The following is a 20,398-nucleotide window of genomic DNA, read 5'->3' on the forward strand; positions in this document are numbered from 1 at the left end:
TCGTACAACGCCAGTATTCTCTCCTCCGAAATGCGTTCATTCCGAGGACCCCCGATGCCCCGTGCGCTGTTCGCCGTCCTGCTGCTCTCGTCTCCCCTGTCGGCCCAGTCCCCGACGATTCAAACGACCGCGGAGAAGACCGGGTACAAGGAAACGACCCGTCACGCGGACGTGATCGCGTTCGGCGAGCAGCTGGCGAAGGCGTCGCCGAACGTGAAGGTTTCGACCTACGGCACGACGAAGGAAGGCCGCCCGCTGCCGCTGCTGATCGTGTCCGACTCCGGCATCGTCACGCCGGCCGGCGCGCAGAAGGCGGGCCGCACCGTCGTCCTCGTGTACGCGAACATCCACGCCGGGGAGGTCGATGGCAAGGAAGCCGTCCTCGCGCTGGCCCGCGACCTGGCGACGACGACCGACGCACTCCTGAAGAAGTTCGTCGTCCTCGTCGTGCCGAACGTCAACCCGGACGGGAACGAGAAGCTCGGTCCCGACACCCGGCCCGGCCAGAACGGCCCGGCGCTCGCCGGCGTCCGGGAGAACGCCGACGGGTTGGACCTGAACCGCGACTTCGTCAAACTCGAATCCCCCGAAATCCGCGCCCTCGTCAAGTTAATGACGGCGTGGGACCCGAAGCTCGTCATCGACTGCCACACGACCAACGGCAGCAAGCACCGGTACACGCTCACCTACGACGGCGTCCGTTATCCGGCCGCCGACCAACGGCTCGTGCGGTACGCGACCGACCACCTGCTCCCGGACGTGACGACGCGGCTGAGGGCGGCGACCGGGTTCGAGTCGTTCTTCTACGGCAACTTCAACCGCGACCGGACGCAGTGGACGAGTTACCCGGCGTCGCCGCGGTTCGGCACGCAGTACGTCGGCCTGCGGAACCGCGTGGCCCTCCTGTCCGAGTCGTACACCTACGCCACGTTCGCCGACCGGGTGAAGGCGAGCTACCACTTCGTGAAGGCGGCCCTCCAGAGCGCCGCGGCGAAGCCGGAAGCACTGGCGGCCGCCACGAAGGACGGCGGCACGCCGCCGCGGATCGCCGTGCGGAGTAAGACCGTCGCGGAGGAGAAGCCCGCGACCGTCCTCGGGTTTGACGCGGACGGGAAGCCGAAGGACTTCTCCCTTCAGCAGATCACGCGGATGGAGCCGACGCTGGAGGTGGAAGTCCCGGAGGCGTACCTGATCCCCGCGGCCTTCGCCGACGCGACCGACACACTTCGGCGGCACGGCGTCACGGTGGACGAACTGCGCGAGGACCTCGAACTCGACCTGGAAACATACCGCGTCACGGAACTGACCCGCGGCGAGACGGCGTACCAGAAGCACAGGCCCGTGAGGCTCGAAGTCGCGAAGGAGAAGCTGGCCCGCCGCGTCCCGGCCGGGACGTTCCTGGTTCGCACGGCGCAACCCCTGGGCCGCCTCGCCGCGTACCTGCTCGAACCGCAGGCCGAGGACGGGCTGACGACGTGGAACGCCTTCGACGCCGGCCTCGCGAAGGACAAGGAGTTCCCGGTGGCCCGCGTCGGCAAGCTCGGCGGCGTCGCTACCGGCTCGCCCCGCCCGCTGCCGGAGAACCGCAAGAAGGACCAGCCGTTCACGCTCGAGTTCCTCACGTCGAACCGGGCGTTCGCGGTCGGCGAGCAAGGCCCGGTGACGTGGCTGCCGGACGGCGAGCACTACCTGCAAACGAAGGGCGGCAAGCTCTACAAGGTCGCCGCCCGCACCGGCCGGAGCGAGTTGTTCGTGGACCCGGACAAGCTCGCGAAGTCGCTCGAAGGGCTGTCCGCCCTGCCCCGCCGCGCCCGCGGCGGCATCACCCGCGACGGCGAGTACCGCACGAACCCGGCCCGCACCGGCACGCTCGTGGACCTGCCGAAGGACGAGATCGGGTTCGCGTACTTCGACGGCACGCCCGCCGTGCAGCTCACGACCCGCGGCGGCAAGAAGGAGTTCGTCACGTTCTCGCCGAGCGGCACGCACGTCGCCTTCACGCGGAAGGGGAACCTCTTCGCCGTCGAACTGGCCACGCGGAAGGAGACGGCGCTGACGGCCGACACCGGCGCGGAGATTTTGAACGGCCGGGCCGACTGGGTCTACGAGGAGGAAATCTTCAACCGCAACGGCCGGGCGTACTGGTGGAACGCCGACGGCACGGCGATCGTGTTCCTGCGGTTCGACGACACGCCGGTGAAGAAGTTCACGCTCGCCGACCCGTTCCCGGCCGCCGGCCGTGCCGAGGTGTACGCGTACCCGAAGCCCGGCGATCCGAACCCGTTGGTGAAGCTCGGCGTCGTGTCGCTCGCGGACGCGAAGCCGACGTTCCTCGACCTCGGCGACTACAAGCCGGAGGACACCCTGTTCGCCCGCGTCGGCTGGCTGCCGGACGGCAAGCGGCCGTTCGCTTACGTGACGAACCGCCGGCAGACGTGGCTCGACTTCGTCGTCTGGGAGTCGCCGAACGCGAAGCCGACGAAACTGTTCCGCGACCAGACGAAGGCATGGATCGACGACCCCGGCGAGCCGAAGTTCCTGGCCGATGGGTCGTTCCTGTTCTCGAGCGAGCGGACCGGGTGGAAGCACCTGTACCACTACGACGCGGCCGGGAAGCTGCTCCGCGCCGTCACGACCGGCGAGTGGGAAGTGAAGGACGTGCTGCGGGCCGACGAGTCGGAGGTGTTCTTCACCGCGACGAAGGACGGGCACAACGGGTCGAACTTCTACTCCGCGAAACTCGACGGGAGCGGCGTCACCCGGCTGTCGGCGGGCGACGGGTCGCACACGATCAACCTCGCGCCGAAGGGGAAGCTGTTCACCGACCGGTTCAGCGACAACTCCACGCCGGGCCGGATGTGGCTCCGCGAACTCGGCGGCGACGCCGCGGTGCGAGTCCTCGACAACAACCCGGCCTACGCCCGCGACGAGTACAAGTTCGGCAAGTACGAACGGCTGCAAGTGCCGATGAAGGACGGCTTCCTGCTGGAAGCCGCGATCACGTACCCGCCGGACTTCGACCCGGCCAAGAAGTACCCGGTGTGGATATCGACCTACGCCGGGCCGCACGCGCCGACCGTCCGCGAGGGGTGGAGCTGGCGTTCGTTCGAGCAGGTGCTGGCGCACATGGGCGTCGTCTCGTTCCGGGTGGACCCGCGGTCCGCGAGCGGCAAGGGGGCCGTCAGCGCGTGGGCGTGTTACAAGCAGATGGGCGTGCCGGAGCTGAAGGACCTGGAGGAGGCCGTCGATTGGATCGCCCAGAAGCCGTGGGCCGACGGGTCCCGCGTCGGGATCAGCGGGCACAGCTACGGCGGGTTCATCACGGCCTACGCGCTGACGCACTCGAAGAAGTTCGCCGCCGGCATCGCCGGCGCGCCGCCGACCGACTGGCGGCTGTACGACACGATCTACACCGAGCGGTACATGGGCCTGCCGGCGGAGAACAAGGACGGGTACGACAAGACGAGTGTCGTGAAGGCGGCCGCGAACCTGCACGGCAAGTTGTTGCTCATCCACGGGCTGATGGACGACAACGTCCACGTCCAGAACTCGATGCAGTTCATCGACGCGCTGCAGAAGGCGAACAAGCCGTTCGAGCTGATGATCTACCCGCCGTCCCGCCACGGCATCCGCGGCGAGCACTACCAGGCGCTGCAGATCGACTTCATCCGCCGGACGATGCTGGGGAAGTGACCGGATAAACTGACGGAAACGAACGGAGCAATCATCATGAAAGTCGGCCTCGTCGGGTACACGGGCGCGGGCAAGAGCACGGCCTTCCAGTGGCTCACCGGGGCCACGCCTGACCCCGGCAAGATTCAGCAAGGCCAAGTCGGCACGTGCGACGTGCCGGACGACCGCCTCCGCAAGATTTCCGACCACTTCAAGCCGAAGAAGCTGACGTTCGCGAAGATGGAAGTCCTCGACACGCCCGGCCTGATGGCCGACGACCGCAAGGACAACCCGCGGCGGCTCGCCATCCTCCGCGAGGCGAACGGCATGGTCGTCGTCCTCGACGGGTTCGGTGGCACGCCGCTCGCCGACACGCTCAAGAAGTTCCGCGAGGACCTGCTGTTCGCCGACCTCGAAGTCGTGTCGAACCGCGTGCCGAAGGTCGAGGCGCAGATGAAGAAGGCGAAGCCCGCGAAGGAGCGGGAGCAGGACGAACTCGAGCTGGCGACGCTCAAGCGGATCATCGCCGGGCTGGAGGCCGGCAAGCTGGCGAAGGAACTGAACGTCACCGAGGAGGAAGACAAGTTCCTCAAGAGCTTCCAACTGCTGACGCTCAAGCCGGAGACGGTCCTCGTCAACCGCGGCGATTCCGGGTTCAACGACCCGCTGCCCGCGGACCTGCTCGCGCTCGCGCCGACCGCGTGCCAGGCCCCGGTAAAGCTGGAGATGGAACTCGCCGCGCTGTCGCCGGAGGACCGCGAGCTGTTCATGGCGGACCTCGGGTTCACGCAGTCGTTCCGCGAGGCGACGATCCGTAGCGTCTTCTACGCGATGGGCCGGATCGTGTTCTTCACGGCCGGGCACGACGAGTGCCGGTCGTGGGCGATGGACACGGGCGGGGACGCGGTGGCCGCGGCCGCGTGCATCCACAACGACCTCGCCGCCCGGTTCGTGCGGGCGCGGGTGGTGAGCTACGACCAGTACGCCGCGTGCGGCTACTCCGAGAAGGAGGCGAAAGCCCGCGGCCAGGAGCGGCTGGAGGGCAAGCAGTACGTCGTCCAGGACGGCGACGTGATCGAGATTTTGTAGGGCGGGTCGAAGGGCTTTGCGACGAGGCCCGACCTGTGGCCGGAACCATCTTCGGGAATCGGTTCATGATTGTGGTTTTCAGGCTGAAAGCCTGGGACATGTCAGCCCAGGGCAACGCCCTGGGTAGGACAGCCGCGGGTGAAAGCCCTGAAAGGGCGGAACACTCTTCCGCCCTTTCAGGGCTTGTTGCATCCGGGCGGCGGTCTACCCAGGGCGTTGCCCTGGGCTGACATGTCCCACCCCTTCGGGGTGAAGAAGGGATCGACATCCGGTGTCGGTCTTTGATCCTCCGGCCGTCCGGTGTCGGGCCTCGCAAAGCCTCGACCCGACCTACATAACCGGCGGGCGAGTTCATACATTAGCTGTCTGGTATTTTTCCCCGGAACACCTGGAGCCACGATGGGCATTCAGCACAAGCCGAAGTCGGTCCGCAACGCGAACAAGAAGCGGGTCCGTGCCCGCAAGCACAAGCTCCGCAGTACCAAGAAGGGCAAGCGGTAACGCTCGCGATTCAGCCCGGCCGACGCCGGGTTGTGTTATTTTGGTAGCCACCATGCTGCTGCTCTCCGCCACCGACCTCGCCCGCGGGTACGACGCCACGCCGCTGTTCGAGGGCGTCTCGTTCGAGCTGTTCGCCGGCGACCGCGTCGGGTTCGTCGGCCCGAACGGCGCGGGCAAGACCACGCTGTTGAAGGCGGTCGTCGATCCCGACCTGCTCGACGCCGGCAAGGTGCAACTGCACGCCGGGGCGCGGCTCGGCGTCCTCCGGCAGGTCGCCGAGTTCCCGGCCGGCCGCACCGTCTTCCAGGAGGCGAAGTCCGCGTTCGACGAACTCCTCGCCGCCCAGGACGAGTTCATCCGCGTCGCCGAGCAGCTCGCCGCCGCGACGACGGACCAGGAACGCAAGCAACTCTCCGCCCGGTACGACCGGCTGCACGAGCAACTGCAGTCGCAGGACGGGTTCCACCTCGACAACCGCGTGGAGGAAGTCCTCACCGGCCTCGGGTTTCCCGCCGCCGACTGGCACCGCGACGCGAACACGTTCAGCGGCGGCCAGCAGCGGCGACTGCTCCTCGCGAAAATCCTGCTCGCCGCCCCCGACGTGATGCTCCTCGACGAGCCGAGCAACCACCTGGACATCAAGACCACCCGCTGGCTGGAAGACTACCTCGTCCGGCAGCCGCAGGGCATGATCGTCGTCAGCCACGACCGGTACTTCCTGGACAAGGTGACGACGAAGACGTTCGAGCTGCACGCCCGGCAGGTCAGCGTCTTCCCCGGCAACTACACGCAGTACGTCCGCCTGCGGGACGAGAAGCACGAGCGGCAACTGAAGGAGTATGAGGCCCAGCGGGAGTTCATCGAAAAGCAGGAGGAGTACATCCGCCGCGCCCACTACGGCCAGCTCGCGAAGCAGGCCCAGAGCCGGATGAAGACGCTCGACAAGATCGACCGCGTGTCGAAGCCGACGAAGGTGAGCGGCCCGAACATCCACCTCGGCGACGCCGTGCGGTCCGGCGACATCGTGTTCCACGTCGAGGACCTGACGAAGCGGTTCGGCGACAAGCTGCTGTTCGAGAACCTGAGCTTCGACATCCTCCGCGGCAAGCGGGTCGGCATCCTCGGCCCGAACGGGTGCGGCAAGACGACGCTCCTCCGCATCCTCCTCGGCGACGAGCCGCCGACCTCGGGCAAGGTCCAGCGCGGCCACCTCGTTTACCTCGGCTACCTCGATCAACATCTAAAAATGCTGGACGACGAGAAGTCGCTGTTGCGGGCCGTCTGGCCGGAGGACGACGCGACGCAGACCGAGCAGAAGATGCGGGACCTGCTCGGCAGTTTCGGGCTTCACGGCGAGATCGTGGAGCAGCCGGTGAAGTCGCTGTCCGGAGGCGAGCGGAGCCGGGCGGCGCTCGCCCGGCTGACGGTCGAGGGGGCGAACGTCCTGATCCTGGACGAGCCGACGAACCACCTGGACATCTGGGCGTGCGACGCGCTGGAGGAGGCGGTGAAGGCGTTCGACGGGACGCTGATCTGCGTCAGCCACGACCGGTATTTCCTGAACCGGGTGGCGGACCTGCTGATCGTCTTCGACAGCGACCTCGGCCGCCCGGAGATCGTCTTCGGCAACTACGACACCTACGAACTCCTCCGTGCCAACCGCGAACAAGCGGCGAAGGAGTCGGCGAAGCCGAAGCGGAGCGAGCCGAAGGCGAGCGAGAACGGCACGACGGCGCGGCCGGAGAAGGCGAAGCGGAAGCGGAAGTTCCCGTACCGCAAGGCGGCCGACGTGGAGGCGGACATCGCGGCCGCGGAGGCCCAGGTGACGGAGCTGGAGGCGAAGCTGCAGGACGCGGACATCTACCGCGACGCCCCGCGGTTCCAGGAAGCGCTCGACGCGCTGGAGGCGGTGAAGGCGAAGCTGCCGACGCTGTACGAGCACTGGGAAGAGGCGGTGGAACTAAACGGCTGATCTTGCACAGAAGGAGGATGGACGAGAGGCAATCGTACTGGACATCCAGTCTTCCCGACGGGATAATCCGGGCAGCCCGGCGACGAACGGACCCGCCATGCCCGCCTTCCTCCACCCGCTCCTCGACCGCCGGCACTTCCTCGCTTCCGCGGGCGGCGTCGCGCTCGCGGCGATGCTCGCGGAACAGAACCTCCTCGCCGACGACGCGAAGCCGATCCGACCCGACATTAAACCCGACGCCCCGCTCGCGCCGCGGAAGCCGCACTTCGAGCCGAAGGCGCGGCGCGTTCTAACGATCTTCTGCTCCGGCGCGGTCAGCCACCTCGACAGCTTCGACCACAAGCCGGAACTGACGAAGCGCGACGGCCGGCCGCTGCCCGGCGGCGAGAAGCTCGTCACGTTCCAGGGCGAGAACGGCAACCTCGTCAAGCCGCTGTGGGCGTTCAAGCCCCGCGGCCAATCGGGGAAGATGGTCTCCGACCTTTTCCCGCACCTGGCGGAACTCGCGGACGAGTTGTGCTTCGTCCACTCGATGACGGCGAAGAGCAACACGCACGGCCCGGCCGAGAACCAGATGAGCACCGGGTTCACGCTCGACGGGTTCCCGAGCGCCGGCGCGTGGGTCAGCTACGCCCTCGGCAGCGAGTGCCGCGACCTGCCGGCGTTCGTCGCGATTCCCGACCCCCGCGGCGTGCCGCAGGTCGGGCCGAACAACTGGGGCAGCGCGTTCCTGCCGGCCGTGTTCCAGGGGACGCCGTTCACGGCCGACAAGCCGATCCCCAACTTGAACCGGCCGAAGGGCGTGACCGCGACGGAGGACGCCGCGACGCGGGACTTCCTGAAGCTGCTCAACGAGGAACACCTGAAGGCGCGGCCCGGCGACACGGAACTGGCCGCCCGCATCGCCAGCTACGAACTCGCGGCCAAGATGCAGATCCGCGCGAGCGAGGCGGCCGACCTGTCCAGGGAACCGAAGGCCGTCCACGCGGAGTACGGCACGGCGGATACGGACCCGACGAAGGCCGGGTTCGCCCGCAACTGCCTGCTCGCCCGGCGGCTGTTGGAGAAGGGCGTGCGGTTCGTGCAACTGTTCAACGGCTCCTACGCGATGGGCGAGGGCGTCGGCAACTGGGACGGCCACCGGATGCTGAAGAAGCAGTACGACGTTCACGCCCCGATCTTCGACCGGCCGTGCGCGGCGCTCTTGACGGACCTGAAGCGGACGGGGCTGCTGAAGGACACGCTGGTCGTGTGGGTGACGGAGTTCGGCCGGATGCCGACGTTCCAGAAAGGGGCGAGCGGCCGGGACCACAACCCGAAGGGGTTCACGGTGTGGCTGGCCGGGGCCGGGGTGAAGAAGGCGTTCAGCTACGGGGCGACGGACGAGTTCGGCCACCAGGCCGTGGACAAGGTGGCGACGATTTATGACTTACACGCGACGGTGCTGCACCTGCTCGGCTTGGACCACACGCGGCTGAGCTTCTACCACAACGGCATCGAACGGCGGCTGACCGACGTTCACGGGCACGTGATCGGGGACATCGTCATATAGCGGTGGGCTTGCCCACCGTGCGGGGCGAGGCTTTGCGAGACCCGCGGGGGCGTCCCTCCCACGGCGACGTTCTTCCCACCGCAACCAGCTTCCCGCGGGCGTGAAGGCGTTCCTCCCGCGGGAGCGTTTCTCCCCTTGCAGACAGTTCCTTGCGGGAGGCAGCGCGTGCGGGCCTCGAAGACTCGGCCCGCACGGTGGGCAAGCCCACCGCTATATGACGAAACTCCTACCGGTTGAACAAGAACGCCGGGCTGTTGAGCAGCGCCCACGTTAGGTCCTGCGCCCCCAGCACGCGGGCGTCCGTCGGCGGGACCTTCGCCGCGTCCGCGGCCAGCTTCTGGTACTCGCGGTCCTGGGCCAGGTAGCGGCCCCGCAGGTCGGCCGTCTCCTTGTCCGTCCGCTTCGCCACGTCCGTGTCGAGCAGCTTCGCCAGTTCCGGCGACACCGGGGACTGCAGCTTCGGGTTCTTGTCCGTCGTCACCGACAGGCGGAACTTGCCGATCGTGTGGCCGCTGCCGAACCGCTGGTCGAACACGACCGTCAGCGTCACGCCCTTCTCGGCGTTCACCGGGGCCTGGAACTTGAACAGCGCCGCGTGGTCGATGCCGAGCTGCGGCGAAATGGCCCACCCGGTGGCCGGGTTGTTGTCCACCGCGTTCGCGACAGGGTAGCCGTCCTGCTGGAACGTCGCCTGCGGGCTGACCAGCTTCACCGGCTTCGCCTTCGCCTCCTCCTCGTCCGTTTTCGCCCGCTGGTTCGCCCGGAGCTCGTTCAGCACGAAGTTCCCGTTCTCGGCCCGGCCCGGCCCCTTCTTGTTCGGCAGCGCCGCGTCGGTGAGGACCTCCAGCCGCATCGCGGTGAACGCCCCCTTCTCCTTCAGGTCGGCCGTGACGGTGTACGTGTCCACCGCCTCGATCGGCCCCGTCACGAGGACCGAGCCGTCCTTCTGAATCTCCATCTTGGAGCCGCCCTTCGCGGCCGCCGGCGTCGGCCCGGCCTTCGACACCGCCTTCGTCGGCGTCAGCGTCGTCCACGCCGTCGGCTTCTGCTCCAAGAGGCCCTTCTCCCACGCCGCCTGCTTGTCGTCGAGCGTCTTCTTGTACGCCTCGAACCGCGTCACGCGGTCCTTGTGTTCCGCCACCAGCGCCGCGTGGTCCGGGCCGGCGCTTCGCATCGCCGTCACGCCGTTCTCGACCTCCGCCTTCGTCGGCAGCCGGTTCAGGACGGACAGGTAGACTTCCTCCACGACCTTCGCGTCGTCCTTCTCCTTCAACGTGAACTTCGCGATGTGGTTGCCGCCGTCCTGCACGGCGTCGCCGACGACCGGGCCGGACACGAACGCGAGGATCGGCCCGAGCATGAGGCCGTTGGATCGCTCGCACTCGCAGGCGCTCTCGCGGACCGGCTTGCCGAGCAGTTCGAGGAACCCGCCCGGCAGCTCGACGTTGCTGTCGAGCAACTGCGCCGCCCGCGCCCCGGCCGGCAGGCCGGGCAGCCGCGTTACGCTGCCGGTCGTCTTGTAGATCGCGTCGTACAGCACCTCGGCCGGCAGCCGCCGGGCGAGGGCGTGCGAGAAGTTCTGCTCGTCGTCCTTGTTCCACTTGTTCGTCGCGATGGAAAGTTGGTACGTGCGGCTCTTGCAAATCGTCTTCACCAGCGCCTGCACGTTGAACTTCGACTGGATGAATTCTTCCGTCAGCTTGTCGAGCAGTTCCGGGTTCGTCGGCGGGTTGCCGGCCCGGATGTCGTCCACCGGCTCGATGACGCCGACGCCGAGCAGGTAGCTCCACATCCGGTTCACGAACGACTTCGCGAAGTACGGGTTCTGCGGGGCCGTGATCCACTTGGCGATCTGCACCCGCCGCGTCGCGTCGGCCGCGATCTGCGTCGAAACCTGGTACGGGAACTTCGGCGGCGCGACCTGGCCGGTCCGCTCGTGCTTCATCTCGCCGCCCTTCGCGTCCTCGATCATTTCCGCCAGCGGCTTCGCCCCCTCGACGGCCGTGCCGCCGATCCGCTGGCCCTTGTACTTCGGGTCCTCCTTGCGGGTCACCTGCGCGAAGTACGCGGCCAGCTCGTAATACTGATCTTGCGTCCACTTCTCGAACGGGTGGTCGTGGCACTTGTTGCAGTTGAACCGGATGGCCAGGAACAGTTGCGTCGTGTTCTCCATCGCAGCGTCCGGCTCGCGGAGGACCTTGTAGTACGCCGCCGGCGGGTTCGCGATGTTCGACCCGCTGGCCGTCAGCACGCTGTACGCGAACTGGTCGTAGGGCGTGTTCTTCGCGACCTCGTCGTGCAGCCACTTGCGGAGGGCGACAGCCCCCTGGTCGCCGAGGAACTTGCGGTTCACCTGCATGAGGTCCGCCCACTTGTTCGTCCAGTGCTCGACGTAGGCGTCGCCGCCGACGAGCGTGTCGATCAGCTCGTCCCGCTTCGCCCGGCTCGGCTTCGGGTCCGCGAGGAACTTCCGCACGTCGTCGGCCGACGGCGGCAGGCCGGTGAGGTCGATCGTGACGCGGCGGACGAACTCGGCGTCGTTGCACAGGTCGCTCGCCTGGATCTTCACCTTCTTCAGCTTCGCGTCCACCAGTTCGTCGATGAAGTTCTGCACCGGCTGCTGCTTCCAGGCGTACTCGGACCGGTCGCCCATGACGACGACGGTGGACGCGGCGTAGGCCCCCTCGTACCGGACGAGCATCGTCGCCTCGCCGCGGCGGATGCTGGTCAACAACCCGGCCTTGTCCACGGTCGCGACTTCCGTGTTGCTGCTCTCGATGAAGCTCTCGGCGGACACGTCCCGCTTGCGGCCGTCGGCGTAGGTCGCGACGACGGCGAATTGCTGCTTGCCGCCGATCTGCTGGATCGTCGGGTTCTTCGGGAAAACCTCGATGCCGGTGACCCGCGGCGCGTTCAAATCGAGCGCGACGCCGTCGGCGATCCACTGCTTGACGAGTTCGTAGTTCGTGTCGCCCGGCTGCCACACCACACCGCCGGCGTGCGGCACGGCCCCGGCCGGCTTCAGCAGCATGAGCGACTTGTCCGGCGCGGCCCGGTTGAACCGGCGGCCTTCGAGGTCGTCGGTCAGCGACCGGTGGTCGAACAGCGGGTCGTAGCCCCGCAGCGAGAGCTTGAACCCGTTCTTACCCTGGGCCGACCCGTGGCACGTCCCCTGGTTGCACCCGAGCTTCGACAACACCGGCTGCACGTCGGTGACGAAGCTGACCGCCTTCGCCGCCTTCTGGCCGGTGACCGTCACGGGAACCTTCGCGGTTAGCCCGCCGAGTGACACCGCGATGTCACCCGTGCCGTCGGCCGCGGGGCGGACGAGGCCGGTCGCGGAGACGGTCACGCCCTTCGGCGGCTCGACCTTCGCCAGCCGCGTCACGTCCACCGTGTCGCCGGTGTCGAGCTTCGCGGTGACGAGGAGCTGGCCGTAGGCGTAGAGCGAGGCCAGGTCGATCTTCGCGGGCTGGACCGCGAGCGAGGCGACCTTCGTTCCGGGCGGGAGCTGCTCCGCGTCCGCGGCGAACGCGACCGGGGCGAGGGCCAGGAGCGAGAGTGAGAGAAGGTGTCGCATGGGTATCGGTGGGAGTGTATGGTGGGAGGAAGTGCCCCGGCACGGCCGTGCCGGGGCTTTCGGGTCACTTCACTACTTCGCCGCCTTCTTGTCGGTGAGCGGGACGCCGACGAACTCCTTGAGCAGCTTGCCGGTGGCCGGGTCGTGCAGCCACACCTTGCCGTCGAACCCGGCCGACGCGACCGCCTTCCCGTCCGGCCGCCACGCCACCGCGTACACGGCCCCGGTGGTCTTCTCGAACGCGACCTTGGTTCCCTTCTCGATTTCGTAGACGCGGACCTCGCCCTTGCCGTCGAGGCTGCTGACGGCCGCGAACTTGTCGCCGTCCGGGTTGAACTTCGCGCACGACACCCGGCCCGGCATCGCGTCGAACTGCTTCACCTTGTTCGAGTCGTCGCCGATCTCCCGCTTCACCTCGCGGTGCATCTTGTACAGCCGCGGCGTCCCGTCCGACCCGGCCGCCAGCAGCTCGTCGTACACGTTCGGCTTCGCCCCCGGCGTGTCGTTCGGCACCTTCTGCATCTTCTTCTCCTTCATCGGCCGGCGGTCGATCGTCATGACGCCGCCCTTGAGCGCGCCGGGGGTGATGCTCGTCACGTTGTCGATGAACCGCTGCGTCGGCACGTCGGTCAGCTTCACCGTCATGTCCCGGCCGCCGGAGACGAGGTGCAACCCGTCCTGGCTGAACGCGGTGGACAGCACCCAGTCCGAGTGGGTGCCCATCTGGAGGGCCTGCTTGCCGGTGTCCGCGTCGAGCGCCCGGACGGTGTTGTCCGTGCAGCCGACGGCCACGAGCTTGCCGTCCGGCGACCAGCTCACGCCGGAGACGGTGTCGAACGTGACCGGGGCGGACACCTTCAGCCGTCGCTTCTCGACGTTCCAGATTTGCACCTCGCCGAACCGCCCCGGCGACCCGCCCGCGACGGCCAGCCACTTGCCGTCCGGCGAGAACGCCACGGACCGCACTTGTTCCGACAGGCCGATGAGCCGGGCCTCGATCTTCGAGCCGTCGGCGGCGTGGAGGACGACCTCGTGGTAGCCGGTGACGGCGAGCAGCTTGCCGTCCGGCGAGAACGCCACGGACGTGACGACCGGCGGCGACAGGTACTGGTGCGGGTGGTCCTCGTCCACCGCGACCTTCTCCTTCGCGCTGGCCGGCGTGTCGTCCTTCGCGCCTTCCTTGATCCAGCGTTCGACGAGCGCGAACTGCTTCGCCGTCAGCGCGTCGCGGTTCTTCGGCATCTCGTGCTTCTCGTCCTTCACCCGAATCTCGTCGAGCAGGTAGCTCTTCTCCGGCTTGCCGGGGACGACGGAGGGCTTGCCGGTCTCGCCGCCCTTCAGCAGGTCGGCGAACTCGGTCATGATGTACCCGCCCTGGGCCTTCGCCGGCTGGTGGCAGCCCTGGCAATTCTGTTGGAAGATCGGCCGCACGTCCTTGAAGTAGCTGACGGGGCCGTCGTCGGCCTTCGGCTGGGCGAGGGCGGGGGTGAGCCAGGCGGCACAGAGGACCGCCGCCCACGAGAAGCGGAGGGAGGGCATCACGACCTCGAACGCGGGACGCGCCGCCGGGCCGGCGCGGATTCGGTGAGGATGGTAGTTTAGCAGGAAGGGGGCCGGGAGTTCAAACGGATTTTATAAACCGTCCGCCGTCGTCGTCAGAACGTCACCCCGTTGACGAGCATCAGCGCCCAGGCCATCTTGCAGACGATGTGGAACGCCTGGTCCGCGTGGATCGTCGTCACGCCCTCGCACTTCAGCAGGTCGATCAGCCAATGCACGACGGTTTCCAGCGCGGCGTAGAACGCGACCGTGACCACGGTAAACCCGCCGGCCATGTGGATCACGACGCCGACCGTCGCCCCGTGGAGCAGGGCGTGGGCGGTCAGCCAGTAGTACCAGGGGACTTCCTTCTGGATCGGGTTCGTGGACTTCCGGCACTTGCACGACGCGATCACGTCCCCTTGCAGCGCGAAGTCCATCAGGGCGTGACCGGCGACCAGGAAGAAGAGCAGGAAGAACAGCACGAGCAGGCCCGCGGAGGAACCGGGTTCACGGTACAACGGTCGAACGATGGGCGAACCGCGGTCAACTGGCTTTCTTGTAGCTAAAAATCCGCGGGTTGGCGAACGGAAAACGCCATTCCCGCGGACAAAACGGCCCCGCCCGGCGGTACGCCCCGCACGCCGGGAACGAACCCGCCCCGGCCCTCGGACCGAAGAATGTTTTTTCACACGGCCTTGACTTCCCACCCGCCCCGCCGGTATTATCACCTAAAGTTTTAGTTATTAGTTCCTCGGCGAGGAAACCCGTGGACGACCTACCCACCCCGACGGCCCGCGAGCTGGAAATCCTCAAAGTGCTCTGGGAGTACGGCCCGAAGAGCGTCAGCGAGGTCCACCGGCTCCTGAAAACGTCCGACGACAAGCAGCACCACGTCAACACGGTGCAGACGCTCATCCGGCTGATGGAGACGAAGGGCCTTGTCACCCACACTACGGAGGGGCGGACGTTCGTGTACGCCCCGGTGTTCAGCCGGGAGGAGTCGGCCGCCCGCTACCTGGACCGTGTGTTCGACGGCGCGGCGTCGCAGCTGGTGCTGAGCCTGTTGAAAGCCGAGCGGATCTCGCCCGAAGAACTGGAGCAGATGCGGAAGCTCATCAACGACGCCCGCAAGCGATGAGTCGTGGCGGCGGGTCGGCGCAAAGCCTTGACCCCCCGTCGGTCCCGGCCACCCCCGGCGGGTCGTCGCAAAGCCTTGACCCGCCCTACAAGACCGCAGCGAACGGATTCCCACCCCCATATTCGGAGAACGCGGATGTCCGAGTTCTGGCACGCGGCGACGATCTGGACCCTCCGCTCGCTGGTGGCGGGCGGCGTGACGCTCCTGCTCGCGTGGCTGGCCGTGCGGCGGGTGCAGGACCCGGCCCGCCGCCACCGCGTCATCGGCTGGTCGGTCCGGGCGGCGATGCTCGCCTGCGTCCTGGCCGTCCTCCCGGCGTGGCTACTCGTCCCCGTCCCCGGCTGGACCGCCGAGGGACAGCCCGAACACCCGTGCGGCGACTGCGCGGACGTGGTCCCGGTGGAAGTGGCCCGCGTCGAGGAGCCGCCGGTCGCGGAGGAACTTGTTTGGGTTCCGGTCGATTTCGACGTGAACGTCGAAGTCGAGGAACCGGCCGTCGCCGCGGCGGCCCCCGCCCCGCTTCCGGAACCGGACCCGCACGCACTGACGATCTCGGCCGTGCCGATGACCGGTGAGGTCGCCGCCGCCCCCGTCCCGCCGCGGGACATGGTCGCCGAGGTCGCGCCGGTCATCCTGATCCCGTACTGGCTGTGCGTCGGGTTCGTGCTGCTCCGCCAACTCGTCGGGTACGTCGGCCTCGCCCGGCTGCGGCGGTCGGCCGTCCCCGCCGCCGAGGACGTGCAACAGATCGTGGCGGAACTGGCGACGGACATGCGGCCGCCGTGCGTCCTTGTGTCCGACCGGCTGGCGACGCCCGTGTGCTTCGGCGTTTTCACGCCCACGATCCTGCTGCCGCGGGCGTTGGCCCGCACCGCGACGCTGGACCAACTGCGGTGGGTGCTGGCCCACGAACTCGACCACCTCCGCCGCGGCGACCCGCGGACCGGCGTGTGGGTCGGGCTGGCGCGGGCCGTCTACTTCGCGCTGCCGTGGTTCTGGGCCGTGCGGCGGGAGTTGAGCCTCGCGCAAGAGTACCTCGCGGACGCCGCGGCCGCGGGGGCGCAGGAGGCGGACTACGCGGCCTTCTTAGTCGAGCTTTCTTCGCGGCCGGGTGTGCCGCGGAGCGTCCGAGCCGTCCCGAGCCTCGCCGGCGTGCGGGCCGGGCAATCCGACCTTTACCGGAGGGTGACGATGTTGCTGCAACCGAAGTCTGAGAGCAAATCCCGTTGGGGCCGCGCGTGGTCGGCCCTGGCCATCGGTAGTGCCGTGTCCGCGACGGTCGTGCTGTCCGGCATCCGCCTGACCGCCGACGAGCCGAAAAAGGTGGACAAGAAGCCCGTCGAGGGGCGGGTCGAGGTACGCCTCGCCGACGGCGAGAAGCTGAAGGAGAAGGCCAAGAAGGACGGCGACAAGAAGGCGGACGCCGTCGAGCATCGGATCGAACTCGTCGTCGTCGGCAACGACAAGGCGACGGCCGAGATCGAGAAGGCGATCGAGGAGGCGGCCAAAAAGGGCGACGTGAAGGCGGTGAAGGAATTGGTCGCCAAACTGAAGGCGGCGACCGTCGCGCACGGCATCCCCGGCATCGCGAAGGTCATGCCGCCGGCCGTGCCGCTCCCGCCGGTCCCGCCCGAGGCGGTGGTGAAGATGCGGCTCGCGCTGGACGAGGAGACGCAGCACCTTCAGAAGGCCCTCGAAAAGCTGACGAAGGCCGCCGAGGACGTGAAGGACCAACCGGAGGCGAAGGCCGCGCTGGAGAAGAGCGCCGCCGAGTACCGCAAGAAGCTGGCCGAGGCGAAGGACAAGGCGGGGAAGGCCGGCGACGCCGCGAAGCACGCCGAGGTCGCGCGGGCCGACGCCCTGCGGAAGTGGACGATGCCGAACACCACGGCCCTCGACCAGGTGAAGGCGAACATGGCCGAGATGATGAAGGCATACGAGAAGCAACTGTCCGGCCTGAAGGACGACCCGAAGGCGGCCGAGGCGGTGAAGGAAGCGATGGCGGCGTACAAGGCGAACATGGACAAGCTGATGAAGCAACTGTCCGGCCTTCAGGGCGGCCAGTTCCAGTGGCAGCAGTTCCAGCCGATGCAGGCGCTGCCGTTGAAGGGGTTTGAAATGAAGGAGTTGCACGACCTGCACGGGAAGGTCTACACGGCGAAGCCGGCCCAGGGCGGGCGGTTCGGCGTGACCATCGAGGCCGTCCCGGCGATCCTCGTCGAGCAGCTCGACCTGCCGAAGGGCCAGGGGGCGATCCTGCTGAGCGTCAGTGACGGGTCGCCGGCCGCGAAGGCCGGGCTGAAGGCCAACGACGTGCTGCTGGAGGTGAAGGGCAAGGCCGTGACGGCCGAGGGCCTGCCGACGGTCATCGCCGGGATGAAGGGCGACGAGACGTTCGACGTGGTGATCGTCCGCAAGGGCAAGAAGGAGACGGTGAAGGGCATCGCGCTGCCAGCCGTGAAGACGGAAACGAAGAAGGACAAGGGCAAGGCGGCGTCGAAGTCGATCAAGGTCGAGGACGACAAGTTCGAGATTCGAGCCGAGGAGGACGGGCTGAAGTTCGAGCTGAAGGGGACGGTCGGCGACACCGGCTCGGTGGAGATCGAGATCGAGAAGGACAAGAAGAAGTTCTTCGACGGCAAGGGCGTGAAGAGCGTCCCGGCCGAGTACCGCGAGAAGGTCGAGGAGCTGCTCAAGGGCGTCGGGAAGTAGCCCCCGGCTCGCGCGGGACGCGGGGCGGGCCGGGTCTGAGCAAGACCCGCCCCGCCCCCCTGCCCCGCTTTCATGCCGAACAGGGTCAGGACGGCTGGCCGCGCGACGGGGACATGGGCGGTGAGCGGTACACGGGTGAGCGCGAGAAGGAGTCCGATGTCGTGCGGCACCGGGGCAAAGTGGCCGCGGGTTTGAGGGGTGCGTTCCTAGAAGTGGCCGTCACCGCCGTGGAGAAACACGTCAGTCGATGGCCACGTGTTCGCGCAGAGTCCACACTTCTTGACATGCGATCCAACGGATGTGTTTCCCGAGCAGAATGTAGGACGAGAGTAACTCGGCTGCGGGGGGAAGTAAATAGAGGGGTCGGGTGAGGGACGCATACCCGACCCCTTACGGGGTACGGCTCGCCAACGACGCTACTCCTTCCCCAGTACGAGATCGACGACCCAGCACCCGCGGACGTGCGGCCCCGGCCCGCGGCAGTGGTCGAGGATCGCGGCGTCCTCGCACCCGGCGTCCTGCAGCGCGTCCGCCAGGATCGGCAGCCGGTCGAACGCCCGGTCGGCGTAGATCGCGTCCGCGATGCCGACGGCCGTGGACGTGCGCCACGCCGGGTCGAACGTGACCGAGCAGAACGGGTTGCCGAAGATGCAACGTAAAAACTCGGCTTGCTCCACCGCCAATTCATCGCAAGAAGTGTCGAGCAGAGTTGGTTCCCCATCGATCATGATCCAACCGGCTAATGTTGTGGCCGAGTGTGCGGAGTAGGTCGTGTACTGTTTGGCGACTACCTCAGCCGGGCATGAAAGGTAATGTGAAAACTCGTGGTAGCAATCTTCTTCTTCGATTTCGACCGCCGCTGCCTCTGCGGCGCTACGATCCCGCTCGTTGACCTCGCCATCCGCGTACTTCTCGCCAATCTCAACAGCCCTCTTCAAGCGTGGGTCTTGGAGTAGGTCATCGTTCTGGCGACAACACGCCACACCAAATAAGCGAAGTTTGCGTTCGCTGGTGGGTTCCTCAAGACAATTCAGCATTTGGCTTGGCCCGGTTGCCGCCAACCACTCCGCTTCCGTCATCGCTTCCGCCCTCCCGTGCCGCCATCGTACCGCGCCCGGCTCTGTGTCGCGACGAAACGGGCGCTCCACTAGAATGGACGCCATGAACATCACCCTCCCCGCCCCGGCGGACCGCGACACCGCCGCGCTCGTCGGCCGCATGACGCAGATCGTCGGCCGCGAGAACGTCCTCACCGCCACCGCCGACCTCGCCACCTACGAGTGCGACGGGTTCACCATCGCCAAGACGAAGCCCGACGTCGTCGTCTTCCCGATGACGACCAAGCACATCGTTGACATCGTCAAGGCGTGCAACGAGCTGGACGTGCCGTTCGTCGCCCGCGGGGCCGGGACGAGCCTCGCCGGCGGGTGCGTCCCCGTCGGCGGCGGCGTCATGATCGCGCTCGCCCGTATGAAGACCATCCACGAGGTCAACGTGCGCGACCGGTACGCCGTCGTGGACCCGGGCGTCGTCAACATCTGGCTCACGAACACGCTCAAGCCGCACGGCTACCACTACGCCCCGGACCCGTCCAGCCAGGGGGCGTGTACCATCGGCGGGAACGTCGCCACGAACAGCGGCGGGCCGCACACGCTCAAGTACGGCGTCACCGTCAACCACATCCTCGGCGTCGAACTCGTGCTGCCGGACGGCAAGGTCGTCACCGTCGGCGGGCCGACGGAGGACTCGCCCGGCTACGATCTCGTGGGAACGATCGTCGGCAGCGAGGGGACGTTCGGCGTCGTGTCGAAGGTGTGGGTCCGCATCACCCGCAACCCGGAGGGCTACCGCACGCTCCTCGGCGTCTTCGAGACGATCGACGACGCGACGAACGCCATTAGCGACATCATCGGCAGCGGCATCGTCCCGGCCGCGCTGGAATTGCTCGACCGGACGATTCTGAAGGCCGTCGAGGCGGCGTTCAAGTTCGGGTTCCCGCTCGACGCCGGGGCGGTGCTCATCATGGAGGTGGACGGGCTGGAGGCGGGGTTGCAGGACGAGGCGGACCGGATCGAGCGGATCGCGCTGGCGAACAAGGCCCGCGAGGTGCGGAAGGCGAACACGGAGGCGGAGCGGCTGGCGCTGTGGAAGGCGCGCAAGCAGGCGTTCGGCACGATCGGGCGGCTCGGCTACCCGAGCTACTGCACGCAGGACGGCGTCGTCCCGCGGACGAAGCTGCCGCAGATCATGAAGTTCATCGCGGCCACGGCCGACAAGTACGGCCTCGCGATCTGCAACGTGTTCCACGCCGGGGACGGGAACATTCACCCGATCCTGATGTTCGACGAGCGGGACCCCAAGCAGGTGCAGGCGGTGCTGGCCGCGAGCACGGACATCCTGACCGAGTGCATCAACCTCGGCGGCAGCGTGACCGGCGAGCACGGCATCGGCGTCGAGAAGCTGGACTTCATGCCGCTGTTGTTCTCGGCGGACGACTTGAAGTTCATGGTGCGGCTGCGGACGGCGTTCAACCCGCTGAACCGGTGCAGCCCGCACAAGATGCTGCCGACCGCCGGCGGCTGCGCCGAGCCGGTAGCCATCGCGGTGACGAAACCGGGGCGAAGGGCGGCGGTGTGAAGT

At 67.6% G+C, this 20,398-nt stretch carries 11 protein-coding genes; 7 read left to right on the forward strand and 4 right to left on the reverse strand.

What is annotated here, in order from left to right; translation table 11 throughout:
* The first annotated feature begins 54 nt into the window (after positions 1-54).
* From AC5JJ2_RS06415 to AC5JJ2_RS06430, 4 genes are all read left to right on the forward strand, one after another.
* Positions 55-3,693, forward strand: coding sequence for a DPP IV N-terminal domain-containing protein (locus tag AC5JJ2_RS06415; RefSeq protein WP_495857140.1), 3,639 nt, complete (start codon positions 55-57; stop codon positions 3,691-3,693).
* 36 nt (positions 3,694-3,729) lie between these two features.
* Positions 3,730-4,761, forward strand: a complete 1,032-nt coding sequence (locus AC5JJ2_RS06420) for a DUF933 domain-containing protein (protein WP_495857141.1) — start codon at positions 3,730-3,732, stop codon at positions 4,759-4,761.
* Between the two features lie 553 nt (positions 4,762-5,314).
* Entirely contained in the window at positions 5,315-7,234 is a 1,920-nt protein-coding gene (locus AC5JJ2_RS06425; protein ID WP_495857142.1) for an ABC-F family ATP-binding cassette domain-containing protein, read from the forward strand.
* Positions 7,235-7,331: 97 nt separating this feature from the next.
* Positions 7,332-8,786 carry a DUF1501 domain-containing protein gene (locus AC5JJ2_RS06430; RefSeq protein WP_495857143.1) on the forward strand — a complete coding sequence of 485 codons (1,455 nt, stop codon included), beginning with the start codon at positions 7,332-7,334 and terminating at the stop codon, positions 8,784-8,786.
* A 226-nt stretch (positions 8,787-9,012) separates the two neighbouring features.
* Here AC5JJ2_RS06430 and AC5JJ2_RS06435 read toward each other — a convergent pair whose 3' ends face one another.
* From AC5JJ2_RS06435 to AC5JJ2_RS06445, 3 genes are all read right to left on the reverse strand, one after another.
* Positions 9,013-12,366: a DUF1549 domain-containing protein gene (locus AC5JJ2_RS06435; RefSeq protein ID WP_495857144.1), complete on the reverse strand. Its 3,354-nt coding sequence runs from the start codon at positions 12,364-12,366 to the stop codon at positions 9,013-9,015.
* Between the two features lie 72 nt (positions 12,367-12,438).
* The gene (locus AC5JJ2_RS06440; RefSeq protein WP_495857145.1) at positions 12,439-13,905 is read right to left on the reverse strand and encodes a WD40 domain-containing protein; all 1,467 of its coding nucleotides are present in this window, start codon (positions 13,903-13,905) and stop codon (positions 12,439-12,441) included.
* A gap of 116 nt (positions 13,906-14,021) precedes the next feature.
* Complete coding sequence (locus AC5JJ2_RS06445; protein ID WP_495857146.1) at positions 14,022-14,390, reverse strand: DUF3307 domain-containing protein; 369 nt, start codon at positions 14,388-14,390, stop codon at positions 14,022-14,024.
* A 284-nt stretch (positions 14,391-14,674) separates the two neighbouring features.
* On the opposite strand from AC5JJ2_RS06445, the gene AC5JJ2_RS06450 reads away from it, so the two are divergent.
* Together AC5JJ2_RS06450 and AC5JJ2_RS06455 are read left to right on the forward strand one after the other, a co-directional pair.
* The gene (locus tag AC5JJ2_RS06450) at positions 14,675-15,046 is read left to right on the forward strand and encodes a BlaI/MecI/CopY family transcriptional regulator (protein ID WP_495857147.1); all 372 of its coding nucleotides are present in this window, start codon (positions 14,675-14,677) and stop codon (positions 15,044-15,046) included.
* 135 nt (positions 15,047-15,181) lie between these two features.
* Positions 15,182-17,758 carry a M56 family metallopeptidase gene (locus AC5JJ2_RS06455; RefSeq protein ID WP_495857148.1) on the forward strand — a complete coding sequence of 859 codons (2,577 nt, stop codon included), beginning with the start codon at positions 15,182-15,184 and terminating at the stop codon, positions 17,756-17,758.
* 416 nt (positions 17,759-18,174) lie between these two features.
* Here AC5JJ2_RS06455 and AC5JJ2_RS06460 read toward each other — a convergent pair whose 3' ends face one another.
* On the reverse strand, positions 18,175-18,435 hold the full coding sequence (locus tag AC5JJ2_RS06460; protein WP_495857149.1) for a hypothetical protein: 261 nt from the start codon (positions 18,433-18,435) through the stop codon (positions 18,175-18,177).
* A gap of 484 nt (positions 18,436-18,919) precedes the next feature.
* On the opposite strand from AC5JJ2_RS06460, the gene AC5JJ2_RS06465 reads away from it, so the two are divergent.
* Entirely contained in the window at positions 18,920-20,395 is a 1,476-nt protein-coding gene (locus AC5JJ2_RS06465) for an FAD-binding oxidoreductase (RefSeq protein ID WP_495857150.1), read from the forward strand.
* Positions 20,396-20,398 lie beyond the last annotated feature (3 nt).

The sequence above is a fragment of the Limnoglobus sp. genome, from assembly GCF_059499385.1.

Excerpts from the sequence above, each read along its gene's own strand:
- AC5JJ2_RS06465 (WP_495857150.1), top strand. The coding sequence starts at position 18,920 with ATGAACATCACCCTCCCCGCCCCGGCGGACCGCGACACCGCCGCGCTC.
- AC5JJ2_RS06415 (WP_495857140.1), top strand. The coding sequence starts at position 55 with ATGCCCCGTGCGCTGTTCGCCGTCCTGCTGCTCTCGTCTCCCCTGTCG.
- AC5JJ2_RS06420 (WP_495857141.1), top strand. The coding sequence starts at position 3,730 with ATGAAAGTCGGCCTCGTCGGGTACACGGGCGCGGGCAAGAGCACGGCC.
- AC5JJ2_RS06435 (WP_495857144.1), bottom strand. The coding sequence starts at position 12,366 with ATGCGACACCTTCTCTCACTCTCGCTCCTGGCCCTCGCCCCGGTCGCG.
- AC5JJ2_RS06455 (WP_495857148.1), top strand. The coding sequence starts at position 15,182 with ATGTCCGAGTTCTGGCACGCGGCGACGATCTGGACCCTCCGCTCGCTG.
- AC5JJ2_RS06430 (WP_495857143.1), top strand. The coding sequence starts at position 7,332 with ATGCCCGCCTTCCTCCACCCGCTCCTCGACCGCCGGCACTTCCTCGCT.
- AC5JJ2_RS06425 (WP_495857142.1), top strand. The coding sequence starts at position 5,315 with ATGCTGCTGCTCTCCGCCACCGACCTCGCCCGCGGGTACGACGCCACG.
- AC5JJ2_RS06440 (WP_495857145.1), bottom strand. The coding sequence starts at position 13,905 with ATGCCCTCCCTCCGCTTCTCGTGGGCGGCGGTCCTCTGTGCCGCCTGG.